Here is a 17,513-nt window from a genome sequence, read left to right as displayed (position 1 = left end):
CAACGTCGCCCTCAGGCTGTAACCAGGCCGAAGCCACGCGGTTTTAGCGAGTGACGAACTGCCGCGGTGTTCATGCCGCGCGCATTGCGTTTCCCGTCTTGCTTGCCGGCGCTTTCCATCGCCTAGCCCAGTTCTGCGGCCGTAGCCCCGAGCGTCGGCCGTCGGACAATACGGCCCGAGCACACCACAATGAAGTCGACAACAATTTTCGAAATACTCCTCTTCATGGCGAACCCGAATTTGAGCAAGCATAAAAACGAATGAGGATACTTCATCTCTATAAGACGCATCTTCCAGACACATATGGCGGAGTGCCGCAGTTTATTGGCCAGCTCGCGCAAGGTGTTGCGCGGCACGGCCACGCAGTCGACGTTCTTTTTCCAAGTCGCCAATCTTTGCGCACTTCAAGTTTCGACAATTACACGATCCATCCGGTGCCTTTACACCTTGAACTGGCCTCGACCAGCATTTCGCTATCGGTATTCAAGAAATTCGCGGAATTGGCCAATTTTGCGGATGTCATACACTATCATTTTCCATGGCCGCTCATGGATGTCGTACATCTGACTGCCGGCGCATCCAAACCGTCTGTGGTCACTTATCACTCGGACGTCGTTCGCCAGCGTGTTGCATTTCTTTTTTATCGTCCATTGATGAGGCGTTTTCTGGATAGCGTCGATCGCATCGTTGCGACCTCGCCGAACTATCGCGCCACGAGCCAAACCTTGCAGAGATACGAATCCAAGACCTGCGCGATTCCGATCGGGCTCGACCAATCGACTTACCCGGAGCCCTCTGTCGACACCCTTGATAAGTGGCGCGCCCGCGTTGGGAATCGATTCTTTCTCTTTATTGGGGGATTGCGATACTACAAAGGGCTCCACATTCTCCTGGAAGCCGTCAACGGGACTGATATCCCTGTCGTCATTGCCGGAGGCGGTCCCGTCGAGCGTCAGTTGCAAAGGCAAGCCAAAAGACACGGTCTGTTGAACGTCAAGCTGCTCGGTGAACTTCCGGAGGAAGATAAGGTCGCTCTTTTGACGCTGTGCTTCGCGGTCGTATTCCCGTCTCACCTGCGGTCAGAAGCGTTCGGGATAACCCTGTTGGAAGGAGCTATGTATGGCAAGCCGATGATCTCGGCAGAAATCGGCACCGGAACGACGTTCATCAATATCGATCGCCAGACCGGACTTGTGGTCCCGCCATCGGACGCCGACGCGTTAAGAAAGGCGATGATACTTCTCAGTACGCATCCTCTGATGGCCAGGCGCATGGGTCAGAATGCGCGTCTGCGATATGAGAAGCTATTTAAGGCGGATACTATGGTGCAACGATATCTGGATCTTTATGAAGAGGTGCTCTCCGAAAGGGGTGCTAGGAGAAAGACACCCCAAGGCATGGGTCCGGTCACCTTCTGACGTGCGGGCGCGGCGCGTCGAGCTACTTGTCGCTTCCAAATGTGGCCAAAAGCGCCTTCCACCACACCGCATAAGGCTGCGCGAGCCACCATTTCAGCGGCAGACTGCCGTGGTGGCGGCGGACAACACTCATCGCTTCAGCGTAATGGGCCGCGCGGTTGTTGCGGGTCTTTGTATCCGCGTGGACTCGGTTCACAGCCAAGACCTGCGGTATATGGACGAGTGGACCGAAAGAGCGGTACAGGCGCCACCATAAGTCGTAGTCCAGCGCAAAATGGAGAGTTGGATCGAGCCCCCCGAGTGCTTCCCAGGCCGCCCGCCGGATGAGCGTTCCAGGCTGCGAGATGATGCACCGCAATCTCAAACCACGCTCGCTAAATGGCTGCACCCACACAGGGGTGGTGATGCCCCTCGCGTTTTCGTTCAGGGCATCGCCATAGGCGGCCGGCGCGGCGGGATTGTTCTCCAGCGCCTTGATAAGCACGCGCAGGCAGCCAGACTGTAGTTTGTCGTCGCTGTTCAGCCAACACACATATGGCGCGGTTCCGCGTTGGATACCCTCATTGATCGCGGACGCTTGTCCGCCGTCGGGCCCACTACGCCAATAGGCGAGCTGTTCACTCCAGCGTTTGAGGACCGCAAGAGACACGTCGGTCGACCCGCCGTCCATCACGATAATTTCAGTCGGAATCTTCTGAATAGCGATGGATCGCAATGCCTCTTCAAGGTAGCGGCCCTGGTTAAAAGACGGAACGACCACGGTCACTAGAGGTGATCGCTTTCCCTGCGCTTCGTCGAGATTGTTTTCGTGGGTGACAGTCATCAAGGGCGCTTGTAGTCGTCCTCAATGCGGATGATGTCATCCTCGCCAAGATAGCTGCCGGTCTGAACCTCGATCAGCTCAAGCGGGATTTTGCCGGGGTTCGCCATGCGGTGGACAGCGCCGATCGGTACATAGATCGACTCATTCTCGTGCACGAGGGTCTCCGTATCGTTGATCGTTACGAGCGCGATCCCCCGCACAACGACCCAATGCTCCGAGCGATGATGGTGCTGTTGTTTGGACAGGCGGCCTCCCGGGCTCACGACGATGCGCTTGACCTGATGGCGATCGCCGAGATCCAGCGACTGATAGGATCCCCAAGGACGATCCACCCTGAGGTGGTTCTCGACCAGCTGCGGTGCAGTCTTTCGGACCGTGCCAACGAGGCGCTTCATCGCACCCGGCTGACGATTGCGCGACACGAGAATGGCATCCTCTGTGGCCACAACGACGAGATCTTCAACCCCCTCCAGAGCCACCAGGGCCTTCTCGGTGGCAACCGCGCAGTTTTGCGCGTCCTCGAAAACCGCACCGCCTTTCGCAACGTTGCCGTGGTGGTCCTTGCGCGATAGCTCCCAGACAGCTCGCCACGATCCGACGTCCGACCACCCCCAGGCGACCTCAACAACGGCCGCGCGCGAGGTCTTTTCCATGACTGCATAATCGATGGAGATGGACGGCGCGCATTCAAACGACGCTGGATCCAGCGGTCGGAAGCCGAGATCGCCGGTGGCGTTTGTGACGGCTGATGTGACTGCGGCCACCGTGTCAGGATCGAGCCGGGCGTATTCAGTGAGCAGCATATCGGCCCGAAACATGAAGTTTCCGGAGTTCCAAAGATACCCTTCAGCAACGTATCTGGCCGCAAGCTCCGGATTCGGCTTCTCCACGAACTTGGCGGCTTTTCTGATGTCAGCGGTGATTGCGTCCCCTGGCTGGATGTAGCCGTACTCGGTCGAGGGTCCATCAGGCGTGACACCAAATGTGACGATGAATCCATCTCGTGCAACTTCAAGCCCGGTCCGGCAGGAGAGGGCGAACGCCGAGAGATCTTGCACGACGTGATCGGCGGCAAGTGCGAAAACGACGCACTCTGCACTCCGCAAACCGGCAAACACCGCACCCGCGAGTATCGCCGGCCCGGAATCGCGTCGCGCAGGCTCCAGCAGCACGTCCGCCTCAAGGCCGATCTCTGCAAGCTGCTCGCGCACAATGAAACGATAGGCTGCATTGGTGATAACGATAGGCTTACCAAACAGCGTCGGATCGGACACCCTCTTCATCGTCTCTTGAAAGGAGGAGTGTGAGCCGAAAAGGCTCAGAAACTGCTTCGGCCGGCCATCACGCGATGCTGGCCATAGACGTGTTCCCGCACCACCACAGACAACCAAGGGCATTATCAATCCGCTCATAGTCCGCTTCCATGCCTCTGTTCACACAATCTACGTGTCGCTCAAGGTGTCGCCATGATGCGCCAGCCAGAGTTGATATCCGGGGTCCACGACCGATCGATCGGCAGGCACGGAGAACGAAGGCGCACCTCAGTGGCGTTTCCGCCTTCTCACGATGCGCATAAACCCCGGATCGCGCGCCTGAACCGAGAAAATCGTCCCGACACACCATCAATAGCGCGCTCTCGCAAACGGGAGCTCACCCGGTTCTTTGAAATGTGATGTAGCTTGAAGAACCCCCGTCCCCTGCTGCACCCGATCAGTCGACAACAAAAGCCTCCTTACGTTTAGCTGCAACGAAACAGAGGAACAGTCCCATTTGGGATATGGATGAGCGGATTTTATTTAGGTAGGGGAAGAGGACCTTCGGCGGCGGCAGCGCTACCTGCTGGTCACGGTCGTTACGCGCGCGGTTATAATGTCCATAGAATTCTTCACGCATGATGCCTATCAAAGGCACAACAGGAGGCGCCAAGAGCACCTTGCGAGCTTAATGCTGCCGATCACCGGAAGAACAGTTCTCGAACTCGGCGCCGGCATAGGCGATCATACAAGCTTCTTTCTGGATCGCGGTTGCAGGGTAACCGCAACCGATGCGCGGGAAGAGAACATCGCTCATCTGCGGACGAGATTTCCGGCGGGGGCAGCGCGCGTGGTGGATGTCGAACAAGACTTCCCGGCCGATTTGCCTGCGCACGATATCGTCTATGCATACGGGGTTCTGTACCACCTTTCAGATCCGCTTTCGGCGCTGACGCGGATGGCGGCGCGGACGAAAGAAATGCTTCTGCTCGAAACCTGCGTCTCGTTTGGTGCTGAGGAGGCGGTCAATGGGATTGTTGAGGACGTGAACGACCCGACGCAGGCCGCAAACGGCTTGGGCTGCCGGCCGACGCGGCCCCTGATCTTCAGCTCGTTGAAGCGCCTCTTTCCTTATGTTTACGTGCCCCGCACTCAGCCATGGCACGATGAATTTCCGACCAATTGGCTCGAGCGCGCTCCCGCCAACACAACAAAGCTTTATCGATGCATCTTCGTTGCATCTCGAACGCCGCAGACAAGTGTAATGCTTGCGGACCGCCTGCTCAGTATCCAGACGAAGGAATAGGGATGTGACGCAGACATTGTGGCTTGGGTTCATGCTGACCCAAAGGGACCTGGCGCAGCGCTATCGCGGTACCGTACTGGGTCTTCTGTGGCCCTTTCTGTATTCCGGTCTGCTGTTGTCGATGTTTACCTTCGTCTTTTCGCTTGTGCTGAACGTGCGCTGGTCGGCCGGTACGGAGGGGCGTCCGAATGAGGGCGCGCTGATGATCTTTGCCGGCTTGGTTCCTTATCTGTTTGTCGCGGAAGTATTGACGCGCTCTGCGACCTGCATCACTTCCGCAGCGAACTTCGTGAAGAAGGTGCGATTTCCGCTTTCTCTCCTTCCGATCGTTGTCGTGAACAGCGCGCTCGTCTTGGCCGCAATCAACGCGCTCATTCTCGTTGCAGCCGTCGGACTCCTCTGGGGCGTTGTGCCTCCAACTGTCCTGATCTTACCGCTGATATTCATGCCGTTGGCGGCGCTCGGCCTCGGCGTGGCGTTCCTCTTCGCGACGCTCGGCGTTTTCTTTCGGGACTTGTCGCAGCTGGCCCCGCTTTTGGCGCAGCTGCTGATGTTCTTCGCACCCGTTTGCTATCCGGCTTCCGCGGTTCCACCGGCGTTCGCAACGGTCCTCGAGCTGAATCCACTAACGTGGTTCGTGACGGCGTTCAGAAACGTGGTCCTGGATGCTGAGGTGATGGCGCCGGGCGAGTGGGTGAGCCACTCCACGGGTTGCGTCCTTTTCGCCCTCGCGACCTTCGCCTTGTTCCAGCGTACCCGACGCTCATTCGCCGACCTGCTATGATCACCGCTGCGTCTGATCCGAGAGAGGACTATCTGGTCACGCTCGCTGCGCTGTTCGGACCTTTCATTGAAAACTACACGGTCGTGGACGTCGGAGCGCATGGGACCGGCGACGCCGATGTTTACGCGCCGCTGCTCGCCGCTAAGGGAGCGATGGTCGTCGGTTTCGAGCCTGATCGTCTTGAGTGCGCCCGGCTCAATGAGACATGGTCGGGCAAACGCCGGTTCTTCCCATACGCCATTGCCGATGGCGCTCAAGCGCAATTTTATGCATGTCGGGCACCGCTCACATCGTCCCTGCTGCGTCCCAACGCGGAACTGCTTGCCCACTTTGAGGGACTGGCGGAAATGTGTGAGGTAACTGAAGAGATCGCGATCTCGACGGTCCGTCTCGACGACATCGAAGAAGTCGCGTCAGCCGACTTTCTGAAAATTGACATCCAGGGCGGGACGCTCCTTGCGCTAGAAAATGCCGAGCGGCTGCTTGAGCGGGCACTCCTGGTGCATGCCGAGACCGAGTTTCTCCAGATCTACCGCGATCAACCCTTGTTCTCCGAATGCGAGCGGTTTCTGCGACAGCGCCACTTTATGTTCCATCATTTCCATAATCTTGAAGGCCGACGCATGACCCACGGCGGATACGCCGTCGGGCGTGTGCCGTCGCAAACGCTGTGGGCAGATGCGGTCTTCGTCCCGTCCTTGCAACGGCTCGACCAGCTGTCGGACCGCGAGCTCGCGCGCCTCGCCTGGACGACGGAGGTTGTCTACGGCGCTTCGGACATGGCGATGGCTTGCCTGCTGCGCTGCCGAGAAGCCGAGACCGCTAAGCTTGCCGCGAGCTTTCGCTCCCTGCTGGCCGCGCATGGGAGGCTGGAATGAACATCCTCGCTGACGTTAATGCCGCGGAGGACACCGTCGGCGGTCCCGTCGTGCACGCACGCTCGATCGGCAAGCGCTATGACCTGCATCGCGGTCCCGGGCACCTATTGGCGCGGGCGCTGTTCGGCTCCTTGCTGAAAGAGCCGCCGGCCTATGTGGCGCTCGATGACGTAAGTTTCGATCTATGGCCTGGCGATGCGCTGGCTGTCATCGGGCGGAATGGGGCCGGGAAGAGCACGCTTCTGCAGATTTTGGCGGGCGTGCTCAAACCGACGAGCGGCTCGGTGCGGACGTCCGGCCGTATCGCCGGATTGCTTGAGCTTGGTAGCGGTTTCAATCCGGAATTCTCCGGACGAGAAAATGTGTTCATCAATGGCGCGATCCTCGGCTTGACCGAACGTCAGATGCGCGACCGTATCGACGACATTATTAAATTTGCCGAGATCGGCGACTACATCGATCGGCCGGTCAAGACGTACTCAAGCGGGATGTTCTTGCGCTTGGCGTTCAGCGTCGCGATCCACGCAGAACCCGACCTTTTGCTCGTCGACGAAGCGCTGGCCGTCGGCGACGTATTCTTTCAGCAGAAATGCTATGCGCGATTGAACGAACTCCGCAAGCGCGGAATGACGGTGCTGCTTGTCACGCACTCGATGGCCGACGCCGCCGAGTTCTGCAATCGCGGCATGGTTCTTTCGCAGGGGCGCAAGGTCTTTGAAGGCCGAGGCAAGGAAGCAGTTGAGTACTACTTCCATCACGAATTTGGAACGCCCACTGGCCGACGGACGGAGCAGCCGCCTCAGGCACACGAGCGACGCCTTGCGGATGGTCCTTACCCTGCAACCAGTCTGAAGGAAGAGTGGGACCCGTTCGAGGCCAACCCAAGGGAAATACTCGATCTCAGCGCGATCGAGCAGTTCGGCCTTCCGTCAGCCAGGGCGGTTAAGGCCCTTATTGCGGATCGCGAGGGCAAGGCACGCCGCGTCTTCCAACAGGGCGAATGGCTGCGAATCTATATCGAGTTTCTTGTGGACCAGCCGGTTGAGGTTCCTCTGGTCGGCGTGCAGCTGATCAACGCCAAGAGCGTCCTGGTGCACGGCCGCAATTCATTGCAGTTCGAGGCTCCTCCGCCGGCGATTCATCATGCGGGTACGACCCTTCGCTGCGTACACGACATGAAGCTCGATATCGATGTCGGCGAATATACGGTCGAGTCCGGGATTGCCGAGTTGCCAAAGGCGCTGTTCAGCCGCCGTCAGGCCTGTGCCCCGTCGGAGATAGCGCCTCATATCCAGCTGTTGTCTCACGTCAGCCGGCTGGCAGCCATTTCGGTGATTCATCGTCATCAGGGCGATCCTTGCCTGTTCAGCCATTATGGCGTTGCCGATCTGCCGAGCGAACAGCAGCTGTCCCTCGTGCCTCAGGCTGCGCACCTCGAATCCGAACCGCGCAGATGATCTCCTACAGCCAAAACTTCGAAGACGTGCTTCTCGCCAGGATGTTCCAGGGACAGTCGAATGGATTCTACATCGATGTGGGAGCCTGGGATCCGACACGTCATTCGGTGACGAGACATTTTTACGACCAGGGCTGGGCGGGCGTAAACATCGAACCGGTTCAGCGGCAGTTTCAGTTGTTCGTTGATGAAAGGCCGCGCGACCAAAACCTCAACCTTGCTGTGGCCGACTTCGGTGGACGAGTGCGGTTTTACGAGTGCAACGAACTCACGTCCCTGTCGACCGCAAATGAAGCGCAGGCCGAGGAGCTCCGCCGCTCCGGATACAACGTCGTCGACTACGAAGTGCCTGTGGTGACGCTCGAAGAGGTGATCGCTGATTGCGGGGACCGGATCATCGATTTCCTCAAGATTGATGTCGAAGGCTTCGAAGCGGCGGTGCTGCGCGGTGTCGACTTGAAGAGGCGCCGGCCGCGCGTGCTTGTCATCGAAGCGACGCTGCCTTCAGTCAAAATCGAGGACTGGGACGAGGCCGATAGCATTCGCAACTGGGACGACTGGGAGCCCGCTGTTCTTGCGGCAGACTACGAGCTTGCCGGGTATGACGGCCTGAGCCGCTTCTATCTCAGGAAAGAGGATGCGCATCTCCGAAAGCGCCTTTTCCTCCCTCCATGTGTTCACGACGGGTTCGAGCTTGCCGAAGTTCACGAGGTCAAGCGCACTCACCAGGTGTTGCTGAAGGAACGGGAAGACGTACTGAACGCCAACCGGCGCCTTGAAGATGAACTGCGTGCCGTCGAAAGCGATCGAGCCGAAAAGGCGCGCGTCCTTGAACGTATCGAACGCGAGCTTGTCGAGCTGAAGAGCAGCCAACTGGCGCTGACGAAGGAACGTGAAGACGTTTTGGACGTGAATGAACGGCTGGCGAGCGAATTGCGAGCCGTTGATGAAGACCGGACTGCAAAGGCCTTCAATCTTGAGTCCCTGGCTGCAGAAATCTCGGCGCTTGGAGAAATTCGCCAGCAGTTGCTGGATGAGCGCGAAAACGTTCTCAACATTAACCAAAGCTTGGAAAACCAGCTGCGGTCAGTTGAGGCTGATCAAACTAGCAAGGCGGATGTGATCGCAAGGCTGGCTCGGCAAATTACCGAATCGGCTGGAGCGCAGCAGCTTCTGACCGAGGAGCGCGACAACCTCCTGAACGCCAATGCGCGTCTGGAAAGTGAGCTACGTGCCGTTAGCGCTGACCGGACCGAAAAGGGAGTCACCATCGAGCGCCTTGTTGGCGAGGTCGCCGAACTCAAGACCGACCGGCAGGCACTTGTGGAGGCCCGCGACAACGCCCTGAAGGCAACACAGCGCCTGGAGGCCGATCTAGCCGCCGTCGAAGCGGATCGGGCAGAAAAATCGCAGGTTATCAACCGACTGAAGATCGATCTTGAGCGTGCCTCCGTCGAGAACGCAATTCAGTCCCAAAAGCTCGTCGCCAAGGATCATGTGCTCGAGCTGGCGGCTCTTCGGGAGCTCAAGGGAAAGGCGGTGCTAAGAGGCTTCGCCGATCTGCAGTTACGCCGAAAGCATAACCCTCCAGGCTACGGCGATTACATCCCCAGCGAAGCATCCGGAGGCGGCTTGCATGTGGCGATCGACGCGCTTGAGATCGTCTTTGGCGTCTCCGGTGGCGTCGAGACCTACATGAAGATGCTGACCAGCGCTCTGCTGGAGGGCGGCCGGCGGGTGACGTTGATTTGCCTGCCGGACCAGGTGCCGCCCCTGCGCAGGCTGTTTGGAGCCAGGGTCAGCTACTTCGTCATGCGCAGGAGTCTCGCCGTCGGGTTGGCGATCGATGTGCCCAAACGTCTTTTCGGTCACAGTCGACGATTGAGCGCCGCGACCTCAATGGCAACCTTCTCGCGCCTTCAAGAGGATATCGGCGTAGATGTGCTCCACAGTCCAGTTCAGATCTTTTCGCTCCTTGATTTCCGCATCCCGTCGGTCCTGAACCTTCACGATCTTCAGCACCTGCACTTTCCCGAGAACTTTCGGCCAACGGATATTGAAGCCCGCAACAGGCTGTATAGCCTTTCGGCATCTTTGGCGGATGCGATCGTCGTGTCCTCCGACTTCGTTCGGGATGATCTCATCACCCAAATGCAGGTGCCGCCGGCCAAGGTGTTCACCGTGCCCGTCACCTGGGATCCCAGAGTGGTCGCCGGCCTTGGCACCTTCAGCGTTCAAGACGCGGCGTCGCGATACAAGCTGCCGCCTACTTACGTGGTATATCCGGCGCAGTTCTGGTCGCACAAAAATCACGCGAGGCTTGTGCAGGCGTTGCGTATCGTGCGCGACAAACGCCCGAACGTCGATTTGAAGTTGGTCTTCACCGGTTACCGTGGGCATTCCGGCTGGCCTGCGGTGAGAGCGACGATCGAAAAGCTAGGGCTCGGCTCGCACGTCATCTGCCTTGACCATGTCCCGGTAGATCATCTTGCGGCGATCTATAAGGGCGCTCTCTATTGCGTAGTGCCCTCGACGTTCGAGGCCTCAAGTTATCCGATCATCGAAGCCCAAGTGCTCGGCGTGCCCGCGATGTGCTCTAATGTCACGTCACTGCCCGAACTGATGCAGGGCGGGGCCGGCCTACTCTTCGATCCCTTCGATGTGGAGGATATCGCGGCAAAGATGCTGCGATGGCTCGACTATCCAGATGATCGGCGCGCCCACGCGCAGCGGGCGCTTGCGAAAGCGAGCGAAGATCATGGCATCCAGAAATACGTGACGGGTCTGGCGGAGGCTTACGACTATGCCCGCCGGGACAGAAGTGGTCGGGGCAACAGTCGCGCGGCAGCGGTGCCCGGATGAGCTCGTGGCCGCGTGTTCGAACATATGAGTGCGTATTTTCCGTTCATGTTGAATAACAACGTTAAGAAGCAAATTGAATGAACATTCGATACCAAGTCTCTAAGCCGGTGTTGTGCGGAAACGAACGGCGTTACGTCATCGACGCAATCGATTCCGGCTGGATATCCAGTACTGGCGCGTACCTTCAGAAGTTCGAGCACGCGATCGCAAGGACGCTGCAAGTTGACGAGTGCCTTTCCGCCAGTAACGGAACGACCGCGCTTCACCTAGCGTGTCTTGCGCTTGGACTGCGCGCCGGTGAAGAGGTCATCATCCCTTCACTTACCTATGTCGCCTCGGCCAATGCTGTTCGGTACTGCGGCGCGACCCCGGTGTTCGCTGATTGCGATCCGACAATCTGGAACGCGACGGCCGCGTTCATCAAAAAGGCATGGACACCGCGCACCGTGGGGGTACTGGCCGTTCATTTGTATGGAATGCCAACAGACGTCGCGCAAATCGCAGAACTGTGCCGGGATCGCGGCGCTTGGCTGCTTGAGGATTGCGCCGAAAGCCTAGGCGCTAAGGTGTTCGGAAAACCAACAGGACATTTCGGCGACGCTTCAACATTTAGTTTCTATGGAAACAAGACCATCTCGACCGGTGAGGGCGGCGCCTTATATGTCCGTGATCCTGCGCGCCGCCGTCACGCAAAGATGTTGCGCGGCCAGGGCATGGATCTCGAGCGCAGGTACTGGCACCCGATCATGGGCTACAACTACCGCATGACTAACATCGCGGGGGCAATCGGCCTTGGGCAGATCGAGATGCTCGACTTTCATCTGGCCGAACGCCGTCGGATCGCCAAACGATACGTGGAGCGTCTTCGCCCGCTCGAGACCGACGGCTTGCTGAAGTTGCCGGCGCAGATCGCCGGCTATGAGGGGACGTACTGGCTGTTCTCGGCGGTATTGACTACCGGCGGCGAAGAGCGCCGGGCGAACATCATGCGTCAACTCGCGCGAGACTACGGCATCGAGACCCGCCCGTTCTTCGTGCCCATGCATCACCTGCCGATGTATGCGTCCGGGCAGACGCTCCCCAACACGGAATTCCTCGCGGCGCACGGGATCAATTTTCCGACCTATACGGGCCTTCGTGACGAGGAAATTGACGAGATTTGCGCGGCGATCATCCGCCTGGTGCGCAGCTCGGCATGACGCCGTACGATATCGGAACACCACAATGAATGATCTCGAACGCAGCCTCGCATTCACCCCGAAACCCGAACAGATCGGGCATGTCCGGAGCCTGTCGCGCGCAGAGCTGCCAAGCTTTGCGGTGGTTATTCCATCCTTTAACCAGGCAACCTTCCTGCGAGAGACCCTCGAGTCCGTGCTCGCACAGGACTATCCCAACATGGAGATCTTTGTAGCCGACGGCGGTTCGACCGATGGATCTGTCGATATCCTGGAGGAGTACGCGCGATCCCGACCCGGAGTCGTCAGGTACGACAGCCGGCCGGACGGAGGACATCACCACGGGGTCAACAAAGGCATCGCAAATACGACCGGCGAAATAGTTGCCTGGATCAATTCGGACGATGTCTATCTACCCGACACGTTCTGGAAAGTAGCCACCTTCTTTCACTACAATCAAATGGCGATGGTCGTGTATGGCCGCAATCGGTACGCAGACCGGGAGCTCAATCCCCTTATCGATTATCCGGTCGATTGGAGCCCGCTCATCTCCGAGCAACGTCGGCGCATGATGCATTTTTGTCTCGTGCCGCAGCCATCCTTGTTCTTCAAACGAATGGCCATAACGCTCTGTGGAGCGCTCAACTCCAAAATTCTCGATTATGAGCTATGGATGCGTTGGCAGGAGAACGTGCCGTTCTATTTTTGCGACGATTACTTTTCACTGTCGCGCTTGCATGATGACGCAATCACCGCCAACGCGGATCGAAGGCTCTTGAGCGGAGTTTGCGAGGCCGTCCATCAATATTACGGCGTTGTGCCGCTTAGTTGGGCTTTCAAATATGCATACACCATCGAACACGGCGCGGCGTGGGCACGCGGCGAAGCACCCCCTGCTGGCTGCAAGATTCAGCTGATGGCGCGCTGGTACTGGATGACCATGAATATGCGCTGGTCGCCACGCCTTGCGTCGCGATCCATGCGCAGGTTCAGGACGTGGGCGGCTCAGGGTCGCCGCATAGCCGCTTAAGGAGACGTGGTCATGGCGAAGACAGAGATCCCGATTACCGTGGTTGTCCCATCATATAATCAGGGCCGCTTTGTCGATGAGACAATCACGAGCCTGCTGGACCAGAACTATCCCGCTTTGGATATCCTGGTCATGGACGGCGGGTCGACGGATGACACGGTCGAACGCCTGAAGCACTACGGGGATCGTATTACCTGGGTCAGCGAGCGCGATAATGGCCAGTCGCATGCGATAGCCAAGGGATTTGCACGAGCGCGTGAGGGATGGATCACCTGGCTTAATTCAGACGATGTTCAGAGCAATCGCGCGCTCTGGGCCGTCAACGAGGTTGTGGCGCGCAACCTCGATGCTGAGGTCGTGGTTGGGCAAGGTCACTATATGGACGAAGACGGCAGCAACCATCGGCCTTACCCGACGATTAAGGTCGGCCCGGACGTCGACGTCGCGCTCGAAATGTTCGAGAAGGGCTACCTTGCGCAGCCTTCGATATTCTTCCGCACGTCCGCGTACGCGAACATCGGCGGGATAAACCCTGCGCTGCGGTTCTGCATGGACTACGATCTATGGGCGCGCTTCGCGCTCGCGGGGTGCCGGTTTGCCGCGTGCGACGTCGACATTTCGGGAAATCGCTGGTACGCGACGACTAAATCAGCCGGGCAGACGCTCGAGCTTCTGGCTGAAGTCACGGCTGTCCAGGTCAGGCATTTCGGACGGGTCTCGCCATATTTCGTGCAAGCGATCAGCGACAATCTCTACCAAACACTGCATGGCAATCACTATGGCGACAGGCACCACGTGGTCTATCGCCTGCTTTATTTCAAGACGGTGTGGCTATGGCTGAATATACGCCAGCCGGCTCATTGTCTGCGCGGATTGTTTCGCGAGACGATCGCGAAGTCAGGCCCGCTTGTTGGCGACAGGCTGACCATCAGTGATTGCTGGCGCGGTCTACGGCAGGCGATCGGCAGGCCGAAGGTCGCAACATGACTGTGAGATTGGAAATCGTCAGCCTGCGGCCTGGTCACGCTACGTTGCTGGCTGAACTGTTTGCGGTCATCGCTGCCGATCCGGGCAGCCGCCGATTTCATCCCCATCCGTTCACGGCACTTGAGGCCGCTCATATCTGCGGCTATCGAAGAGACGACAGATACTTGGCGCTTCGAACTGACGAGCGGTTCTTTGCTTATGGATTCCTGCGAGGTTGGGACGATGGCTTTTCCGTTCCGAGCCTCGGCATCTATGTCGCCCCCGAACTCCGAGGGAGCGGGGCGCCGAGGCTGCTGATGGAGCATCTCCATTTACTCGCTCGGCTTTCGGGGGCCAAGCAAATTCGACTGAAGGTGTATCCCGACAATCTTTCAGCCCACAAATTATACCTGTCACTCGGCTACNNCTGCTTGAAGCGGATCAGCTTGTCGGAACGCTCGAGCTGTAACACGACGCCTCAGACGCGGTCGCGAGTTTCATCATATGTCTATAGTACCAGAGTTGAAGACGATCCTTCGTCACGCAAGCGGTTTCCGTCTTGGTCAGTTCCAAGCCTATCCGCCGCGACCCATCCGCGCCCCCGCAGCGGGGCCGGACTATATAAGTCCGCTCTCCATCTCCATAGTGACCCCCGTCCTGAACCAAGCGGCCTTTGTCGCCCAGACGATCGAGAGCGTGCTTATGCAGCGCGTTTCACCTCTCGAATATATCGTCATAGATGGAGGGTCGACAGACGGTACGACCGATACTGTCGCGCTCTACCGCAAGTACTTGAGCCATTTCGAAAGCCAAAAAGATAGCGGTCAGTCGGACGCGCTCAACAAGGGCTTCGCCCTCGCATCGGGCGATATTCTCGGCTGGCTTAACGGCGACGATTTCTTGCTTCCGGGGGCGCTCGAATTCGTCGCCCGGTTCTTCACCGCGCATCCTGATGTGGACGTGGTCTATGGGGACCGAATTGTCGTCGACCGCGACAGCCGCGAGATCGGACGTTGGATGCTCCCGAGCCATTCAAACCGGATTCTCTCGTGGGTCGATTACATTCCGCAAGAGACAGTCTTCTGGCGGCGACGGCTCTGGGAGCGTGTTGGTTCGCGTCTGGACGACAGCTTTGACTTTGCGATGGACTGGGAGCTGCTGGTGCGTTTCCGCGAGTGCGGAGCGCGTTTCCGTCACCTTCCGCGGTTTATCGGCGCTTTCCGCGTGCATTCCGCCCAGAAGACGATAGCTCAAAAGGATTTGGGTCTGGCCGAGATGAACAGAATTCGCGGGCGTTGCCTCGGCTATGTCCCATCGGAAGGCGAGCTGCGACTCGCCGTAATTCCTTACGTGATGCGGCATCTCGGCCGGGAGTGGCGCTCACGTTTGATGCCAACACCAACCGCGCGTTCGTGACGAACCGCCGTGTCACGTCGCTAGAAGCCTAGCGGGTGGCAATATTCGAGTTTAGTAAAAAGGACAACTTCCAAAATGAAAAAGGCACTGATCACGGGCGTTACTGGCCAGGATGGCGCGTATCTCGCCGAGCTGCTTCTCTCGAAAGGCTATGAAGTCCATGGCATCAAGCGCCGGACCTCGCTTTTTAACACCGACCGTATCGATCATCTCTACCAGGATCCCCACGAGAAGCGTCGTCACTTTATTCTTCACCATGGCGATATGACCGACTCGTCTTCCTTGCTGCGCATTGTTCAGCAGGTGCAGCCCGACGAGATCTACAATCTCGCTGCGCAAAGTCATGTCGCGGTGAGCTTCGAGGAACCGGAATATACGGCAAATTCGGACGCGCTGGGAACGCTGCGGGTTCTTGAAGCGATTCGAATTCTGGGTCTTGAGAAGAAGGCGCGTTTTTATCAAGCGAGCACGTCCGAGCTCTATGGGCTCGTTCAGGAGATCCCGCAGAGGGAAACGACCCCCTTCTATCCGCGAAGCCCCTACGCCGTAGCGAAGCTCTATGCCTACTGGATCACAGTGAACTATCGCGAGGCGTACGGCATGTATGCCTGCAATGGCGTCCTGTTCAATCATGAGAGCCCGAACCGGGGCGAAACATTCGTGACGCGCAAGATCACGCGCGGCTTGGCTCGCATCAAGCTCGGCCTGCAGGATTGCTTGTACCTGGGCAACCTCGATGCCAAGCGCGACTGGGGCCATGCGAAAGACTACGTCGAAATGCAGTGGATGATGCTGCAGCAGGACGCGCCGGAAGACTTCGTAATCGCGACCGGAATCCAATACAGCGTGCGCGAATTTGTCGAACTCGCCGCCAAGGAAATCGGTTTGTCGATCGATTGGAAGGGCAGAGATGTGAACGAGCGGGGCTACGACGCCACCGGCAAGTGCGTCGTTGCTGTCGATCCGCGCTATTTCCGGCTCACCGAAGTGGAAAGCTTGCTGGGCGATGCCTCAAAAGCGCAACGAAAACTGGGCTGGAAGCCAAAAATCTCCTTCCAGGAGCTCGTCAAGGAAATGATCGGCCAGGATTTGAAGGCCGCGCAGCGCGATGAGTTGATCAAGCTGCACGGATTTAGCGCGTTCGATTATCACGAGTAGAGCGATGAAGAAATCGTGCAAGATCTATGTCGCTGGCCATCGCGGCATGGTCGGCTCCGCCATTGTCCGGCGGCTTCAGGCTGCCGGATACGAGAATCTACTAACCTGTTCACGCGCTCAGTTGGATTTGACCAATCAAGCGGCTGTCGCCCAGTTTCTCGCGCAAGAAAAGCCCGATTACATCTTTCTGGCGGCAGCCAAAGTCGGTGGCATACTCGCCAACAGCAGCTATCGGGCGGAATTCATCTATCAGAATATCATGATTGAGGCGAACATCATCCATGCCGCCTGGCTGGCTGGCGTTCGGCGCATCCTATTTCTGGGGTCAAGTTGCATTTACCCACGAGATTGCCCGCAACCTATCAAGGAAGAGTATCTGCTCGGCAGCCCATTGGAGCCCACGAATGAGCCCTACGCGATCGCAAAGATTGTGGGGATCAAGCTGTGCGAGAGCTACAATCGGCAATACGGAACGCAGTATGTTTCCGCGATGCCAACGAATCTCTACGGCTCCAATGACAGTTACGACTTGAACAATAGCCATGTTCTGCCAGCTCTCATCCGTAAAGCCCACGAGGCGAAACAGCGGGAAGAAGCGACTTACCCGGTCTGGGGATCGGGGCGTCCAAGACGCGAGTTTCTCTACGTGGACGACATGGCGGACGCCTGCATGTTTCTGATGGAGCGGGACGACATCCGCGACGGGCTGTTCAATATCGGTACTGGAGAAGATAGCACGATCGGCGATCTCGCCCAGACCGTCAACGAAGTTATTGGATTCAAGGGCTCGATTGTCTTCGATCCGACCAAACCAGACGGGACGCCACGCAAGCTCCTCAATGTGGATCGGATGCGCGAACTGGGTTGGCAGGCCAAAACCAGCCTTAAAGAAGGTATCCGCAAAGCTTATGCGGACTTTCTAGGGCGCTTTCCCGAAGGAACGATTTGACCGCCCCGCGATGGCTGCGTGGCGAATCCTACCGTG

Annotated in this window: 15 protein-coding genes and 1 pseudogene; 13 read left to right on the top strand and 3 right to left on the bottom strand. The window is 58.1% G+C overall.

Features of this window, described 5'->3' with window-relative positions; translation table 11 throughout:
* The first annotated feature begins 260 nt into the window (after nt 1-260).
* Complete coding sequence (locus FXB38_RS10375; RefSeq protein WP_148750751.1) at nt 261-1,418, top strand: glycosyltransferase; 1,158 nt, start codon at nt 261-263, stop codon at nt 1,416-1,418.
* Nucleotides 1,419-1,440: 22 nt separating this feature from the next.
* On the opposite strand, the gene FXB38_RS10370 is transcribed toward FXB38_RS10375, so the two are convergent.
* The 3 genes from FXB38_RS10370 to FXB38_RS42645 all read right to left on the bottom strand — a co-directional run bounded on the left by FXB38_RS10370 (nt 1,441) and on the right by FXB38_RS42645 (nt 4,134).
* Entirely contained in the window at nt 1,441-2,241 is an 801-nt protein-coding gene (locus tag FXB38_RS10370) for a glycosyltransferase family 2 protein (protein ID WP_148750750.1), read from the bottom strand.
* Nucleotides 2,241-3,653 carry a mannose-1-phosphate guanylyltransferase/mannose-6-phosphate isomerase gene (locus FXB38_RS10365; protein ID WP_148750749.1) on the bottom strand — a complete coding sequence of 471 codons (1,413 nt, stop codon included), beginning with the start codon at nt 3,651-3,653 and terminating at the stop codon, nt 2,241-2,243. The genes FXB38_RS10370 and FXB38_RS10365 overlap by 1 nt, the downstream gene beginning before the upstream one ends.
* 298 nt (nt 3,654-3,951) lie before the next feature.
* A complete protein-coding gene (locus FXB38_RS42645) occupies nt 3,952-4,134 on the bottom strand; it encodes a hypothetical protein (protein ID WP_187434781.1) in 183 nt (60 codons plus the stop codon).
* On the opposite strand from FXB38_RS42645, the gene FXB38_RS10360 reads away from it, so the two are divergent.
* The 12 genes and pseudogenes from FXB38_RS10360 to FXB38_RS10305 all read left to right on the top strand — a co-directional run bounded on the left by FXB38_RS10360 (nt 4,111) and on the right by FXB38_RS10305 (nt 17,477).
* Entirely contained in the window at nt 4,111-4,800 is a 690-nt protein-coding gene (locus FXB38_RS10360) for a class I SAM-dependent methyltransferase (RefSeq protein WP_148750748.1), read from the top strand. The genes FXB38_RS42645 and FXB38_RS10360 overlap by 24 nt on opposite strands.
* Before the next feature lie 4 nt (nt 4,801-4,804).
* The gene (locus FXB38_RS10355) at nt 4,805-5,584 is read left to right on the top strand and encodes an ABC transporter permease (protein WP_148750747.1); all 780 of its coding nucleotides are present in this window, start codon (nt 4,805-4,807) and stop codon (nt 5,582-5,584) included.
* Nucleotides 5,581-6,462: an FkbM family methyltransferase gene (locus FXB38_RS10350; protein ID WP_148750746.1), complete on the top strand. Its 882-nt coding sequence runs from the start codon at nt 5,581-5,583 to the stop codon at nt 6,460-6,462. The genes FXB38_RS10355 and FXB38_RS10350 overlap by 4 nt, the downstream gene beginning before the upstream one ends.
* Nucleotides 6,459-7,919 (top strand): ABC transporter ATP-binding protein, encoded by a 1,461-nt coding sequence (locus tag FXB38_RS10345; RefSeq protein WP_148750745.1) that lies wholly within the window; start codon nt 6,459-6,461, stop codon nt 7,917-7,919. Before FXB38_RS10350 ends, FXB38_RS10345 begins: the two co-directional genes overlap by 4 nt.
* On the top strand, nt 7,916-10,780 hold the full coding sequence (locus FXB38_RS10340; RefSeq protein WP_148750744.1) for an FkbM family methyltransferase: 2,865 nt from the start codon (nt 7,916-7,918) through the stop codon (nt 10,778-10,780). The genes FXB38_RS10345 and FXB38_RS10340 overlap by 4 nt, the downstream gene beginning before the upstream one ends.
* 77 nt (nt 10,781-10,857) lie before the next feature.
* Nucleotides 10,858-11,979: a DegT/DnrJ/EryC1/StrS family aminotransferase gene (locus tag FXB38_RS10335; RefSeq protein WP_148750743.1), complete on the top strand. Its 1,122-nt coding sequence runs from the start codon at nt 10,858-10,860 to the stop codon at nt 11,977-11,979.
* A 25-nt stretch (nt 11,980-12,004) separates the two neighbouring features.
* Complete coding sequence (locus FXB38_RS10330) at nt 12,005-12,988, top strand: glycosyltransferase (RefSeq protein ID WP_148750742.1); 984 nt, start codon at nt 12,005-12,007, stop codon at nt 12,986-12,988.
* A gap of 12 nt (nt 12,989-13,000) precedes the next feature.
* Nucleotides 13,001-13,975, top strand: a complete 975-nt coding sequence (locus FXB38_RS10325; RefSeq protein WP_148750741.1) for a glycosyltransferase family 2 protein — start codon at nt 13,001-13,003, stop codon at nt 13,973-13,975.
* A pseudogene (locus FXB38_RS45045) lies at nt 13,972-14,367 on the top strand (GNAT family N-acetyltransferase); the annotation flags it as partial. The gene FXB38_RS10325 and the pseudogene FXB38_RS45045, both read left to right, overlap by 4 nt.
* Nucleotides 14,368-14,476: 109 nt before the next feature.
* Entirely contained in the window at nt 14,477-15,370 is an 894-nt protein-coding gene (locus tag FXB38_RS10315) for a glycosyltransferase family 2 protein (RefSeq protein WP_246229803.1), read from the top strand.
* A gap of 75 nt (nt 15,371-15,445) precedes the next feature.
* The gene (gene gmd / locus FXB38_RS10310) at nt 15,446-16,528 is read left to right on the top strand and encodes a GDP-mannose 4,6-dehydratase (RefSeq protein WP_148750739.1); all 1,083 of its coding nucleotides are present in this window, start codon (nt 15,446-15,448) and stop codon (nt 16,526-16,528) included.
* A 4-nt stretch (nt 16,529-16,532) separates the two neighbouring features.
* Nucleotides 16,533-17,477 carry a GDP-L-fucose synthase family protein gene (locus FXB38_RS10305; protein ID WP_148750738.1) on the top strand — a complete coding sequence of 315 codons (945 nt, stop codon included), beginning with the start codon at nt 16,533-16,535 and terminating at the stop codon, nt 17,475-17,477.
* The last annotated feature ends 36 nt before the right edge of the window (nt 17,478-17,513 follow it).

Origin of the sequence: Bradyrhizobium cytisi, from assembly GCF_008123515.1 — a bacterium.
In the GTDB taxonomy this organism is placed as follows: Bacteria; Pseudomonadota; Alphaproteobacteria; order Rhizobiales; family Xanthobacteraceae; genus Bradyrhizobium; species Bradyrhizobium cytisi.
The sequence above is the reverse complement of the archived record's forward strand: the minus strand, read 5'-3'. Positions and strand labels throughout refer to the sequence as shown.

Coding starts and splice junctions, on each gene's coding strand:
- FXB38_RS42645 (WP_187434781.1), bottom strand. CDS start 4,134: ATGCGTGAAGAATTCTATGGACATTATAACCGCGCGCGTAACGACCGT.
- FXB38_RS10340 (WP_148750744.1), top strand. CDS start 7,916: ATGATCTCCTACAGCCAAAACTTCGAAGACGTGCTTCTCGCCAGGATG.
- gmd (WP_148750739.1), top strand. CDS start 15,446: ATGAAAAAGGCACTGATCACGGGCGTTACTGGCCAGGATGGCGCGTAT.
- FXB38_RS10330 (WP_148750742.1), top strand. CDS start 12,005: ATGAATGATCTCGAACGCAGCCTCGCATTCACCCCGAAACCCGAACAG.
- FXB38_RS10305 (WP_148750738.1), top strand. CDS start 16,533: ATGAAGAAATCGTGCAAGATCTATGTCGCTGGCCATCGCGGCATGGTC.
- FXB38_RS10350 (WP_148750746.1), top strand. CDS start 5,581: ATGATCACCGCTGCGTCTGATCCGAGAGAGGACTATCTGGTCACGCTC.
- FXB38_RS10375 (WP_148750751.1), top strand. CDS start 261: ATGAGGATACTTCATCTCTATAAGACGCATCTTCCAGACACATATGGC.
- FXB38_RS10335 (WP_148750743.1), top strand. CDS start 10,858: ATGAACATTCGATACCAAGTCTCTAAGCCGGTGTTGTGCGGAAACGAA.
- FXB38_RS10370 (WP_148750750.1), bottom strand. CDS start 2,241: ATGACTGTCACCCACGAAAACAATCTCGACGAAGCGCAGGGAAAGCGA.
- FXB38_RS10325 (WP_148750741.1), top strand. CDS start 13,001: ATGGCGAAGACAGAGATCCCGATTACCGTGGTTGTCCCATCATATAAT.
- FXB38_RS10345 (WP_148750745.1), top strand. CDS start 6,459: ATGAACATCCTCGCTGACGTTAATGCCGCGGAGGACACCGTCGGCGGT.
- FXB38_RS10365 (WP_148750749.1), bottom strand. CDS start 3,653: ATGAGCGGATTGATAATGCCCTTGGTTGTCTGTGGTGGTGCGGGAACA.
- FXB38_RS10360 (WP_148750748.1), top strand. CDS start 4,111: ATGTCCATAGAATTCTTCACGCATGATGCCTATCAAAGGCACAACAGG.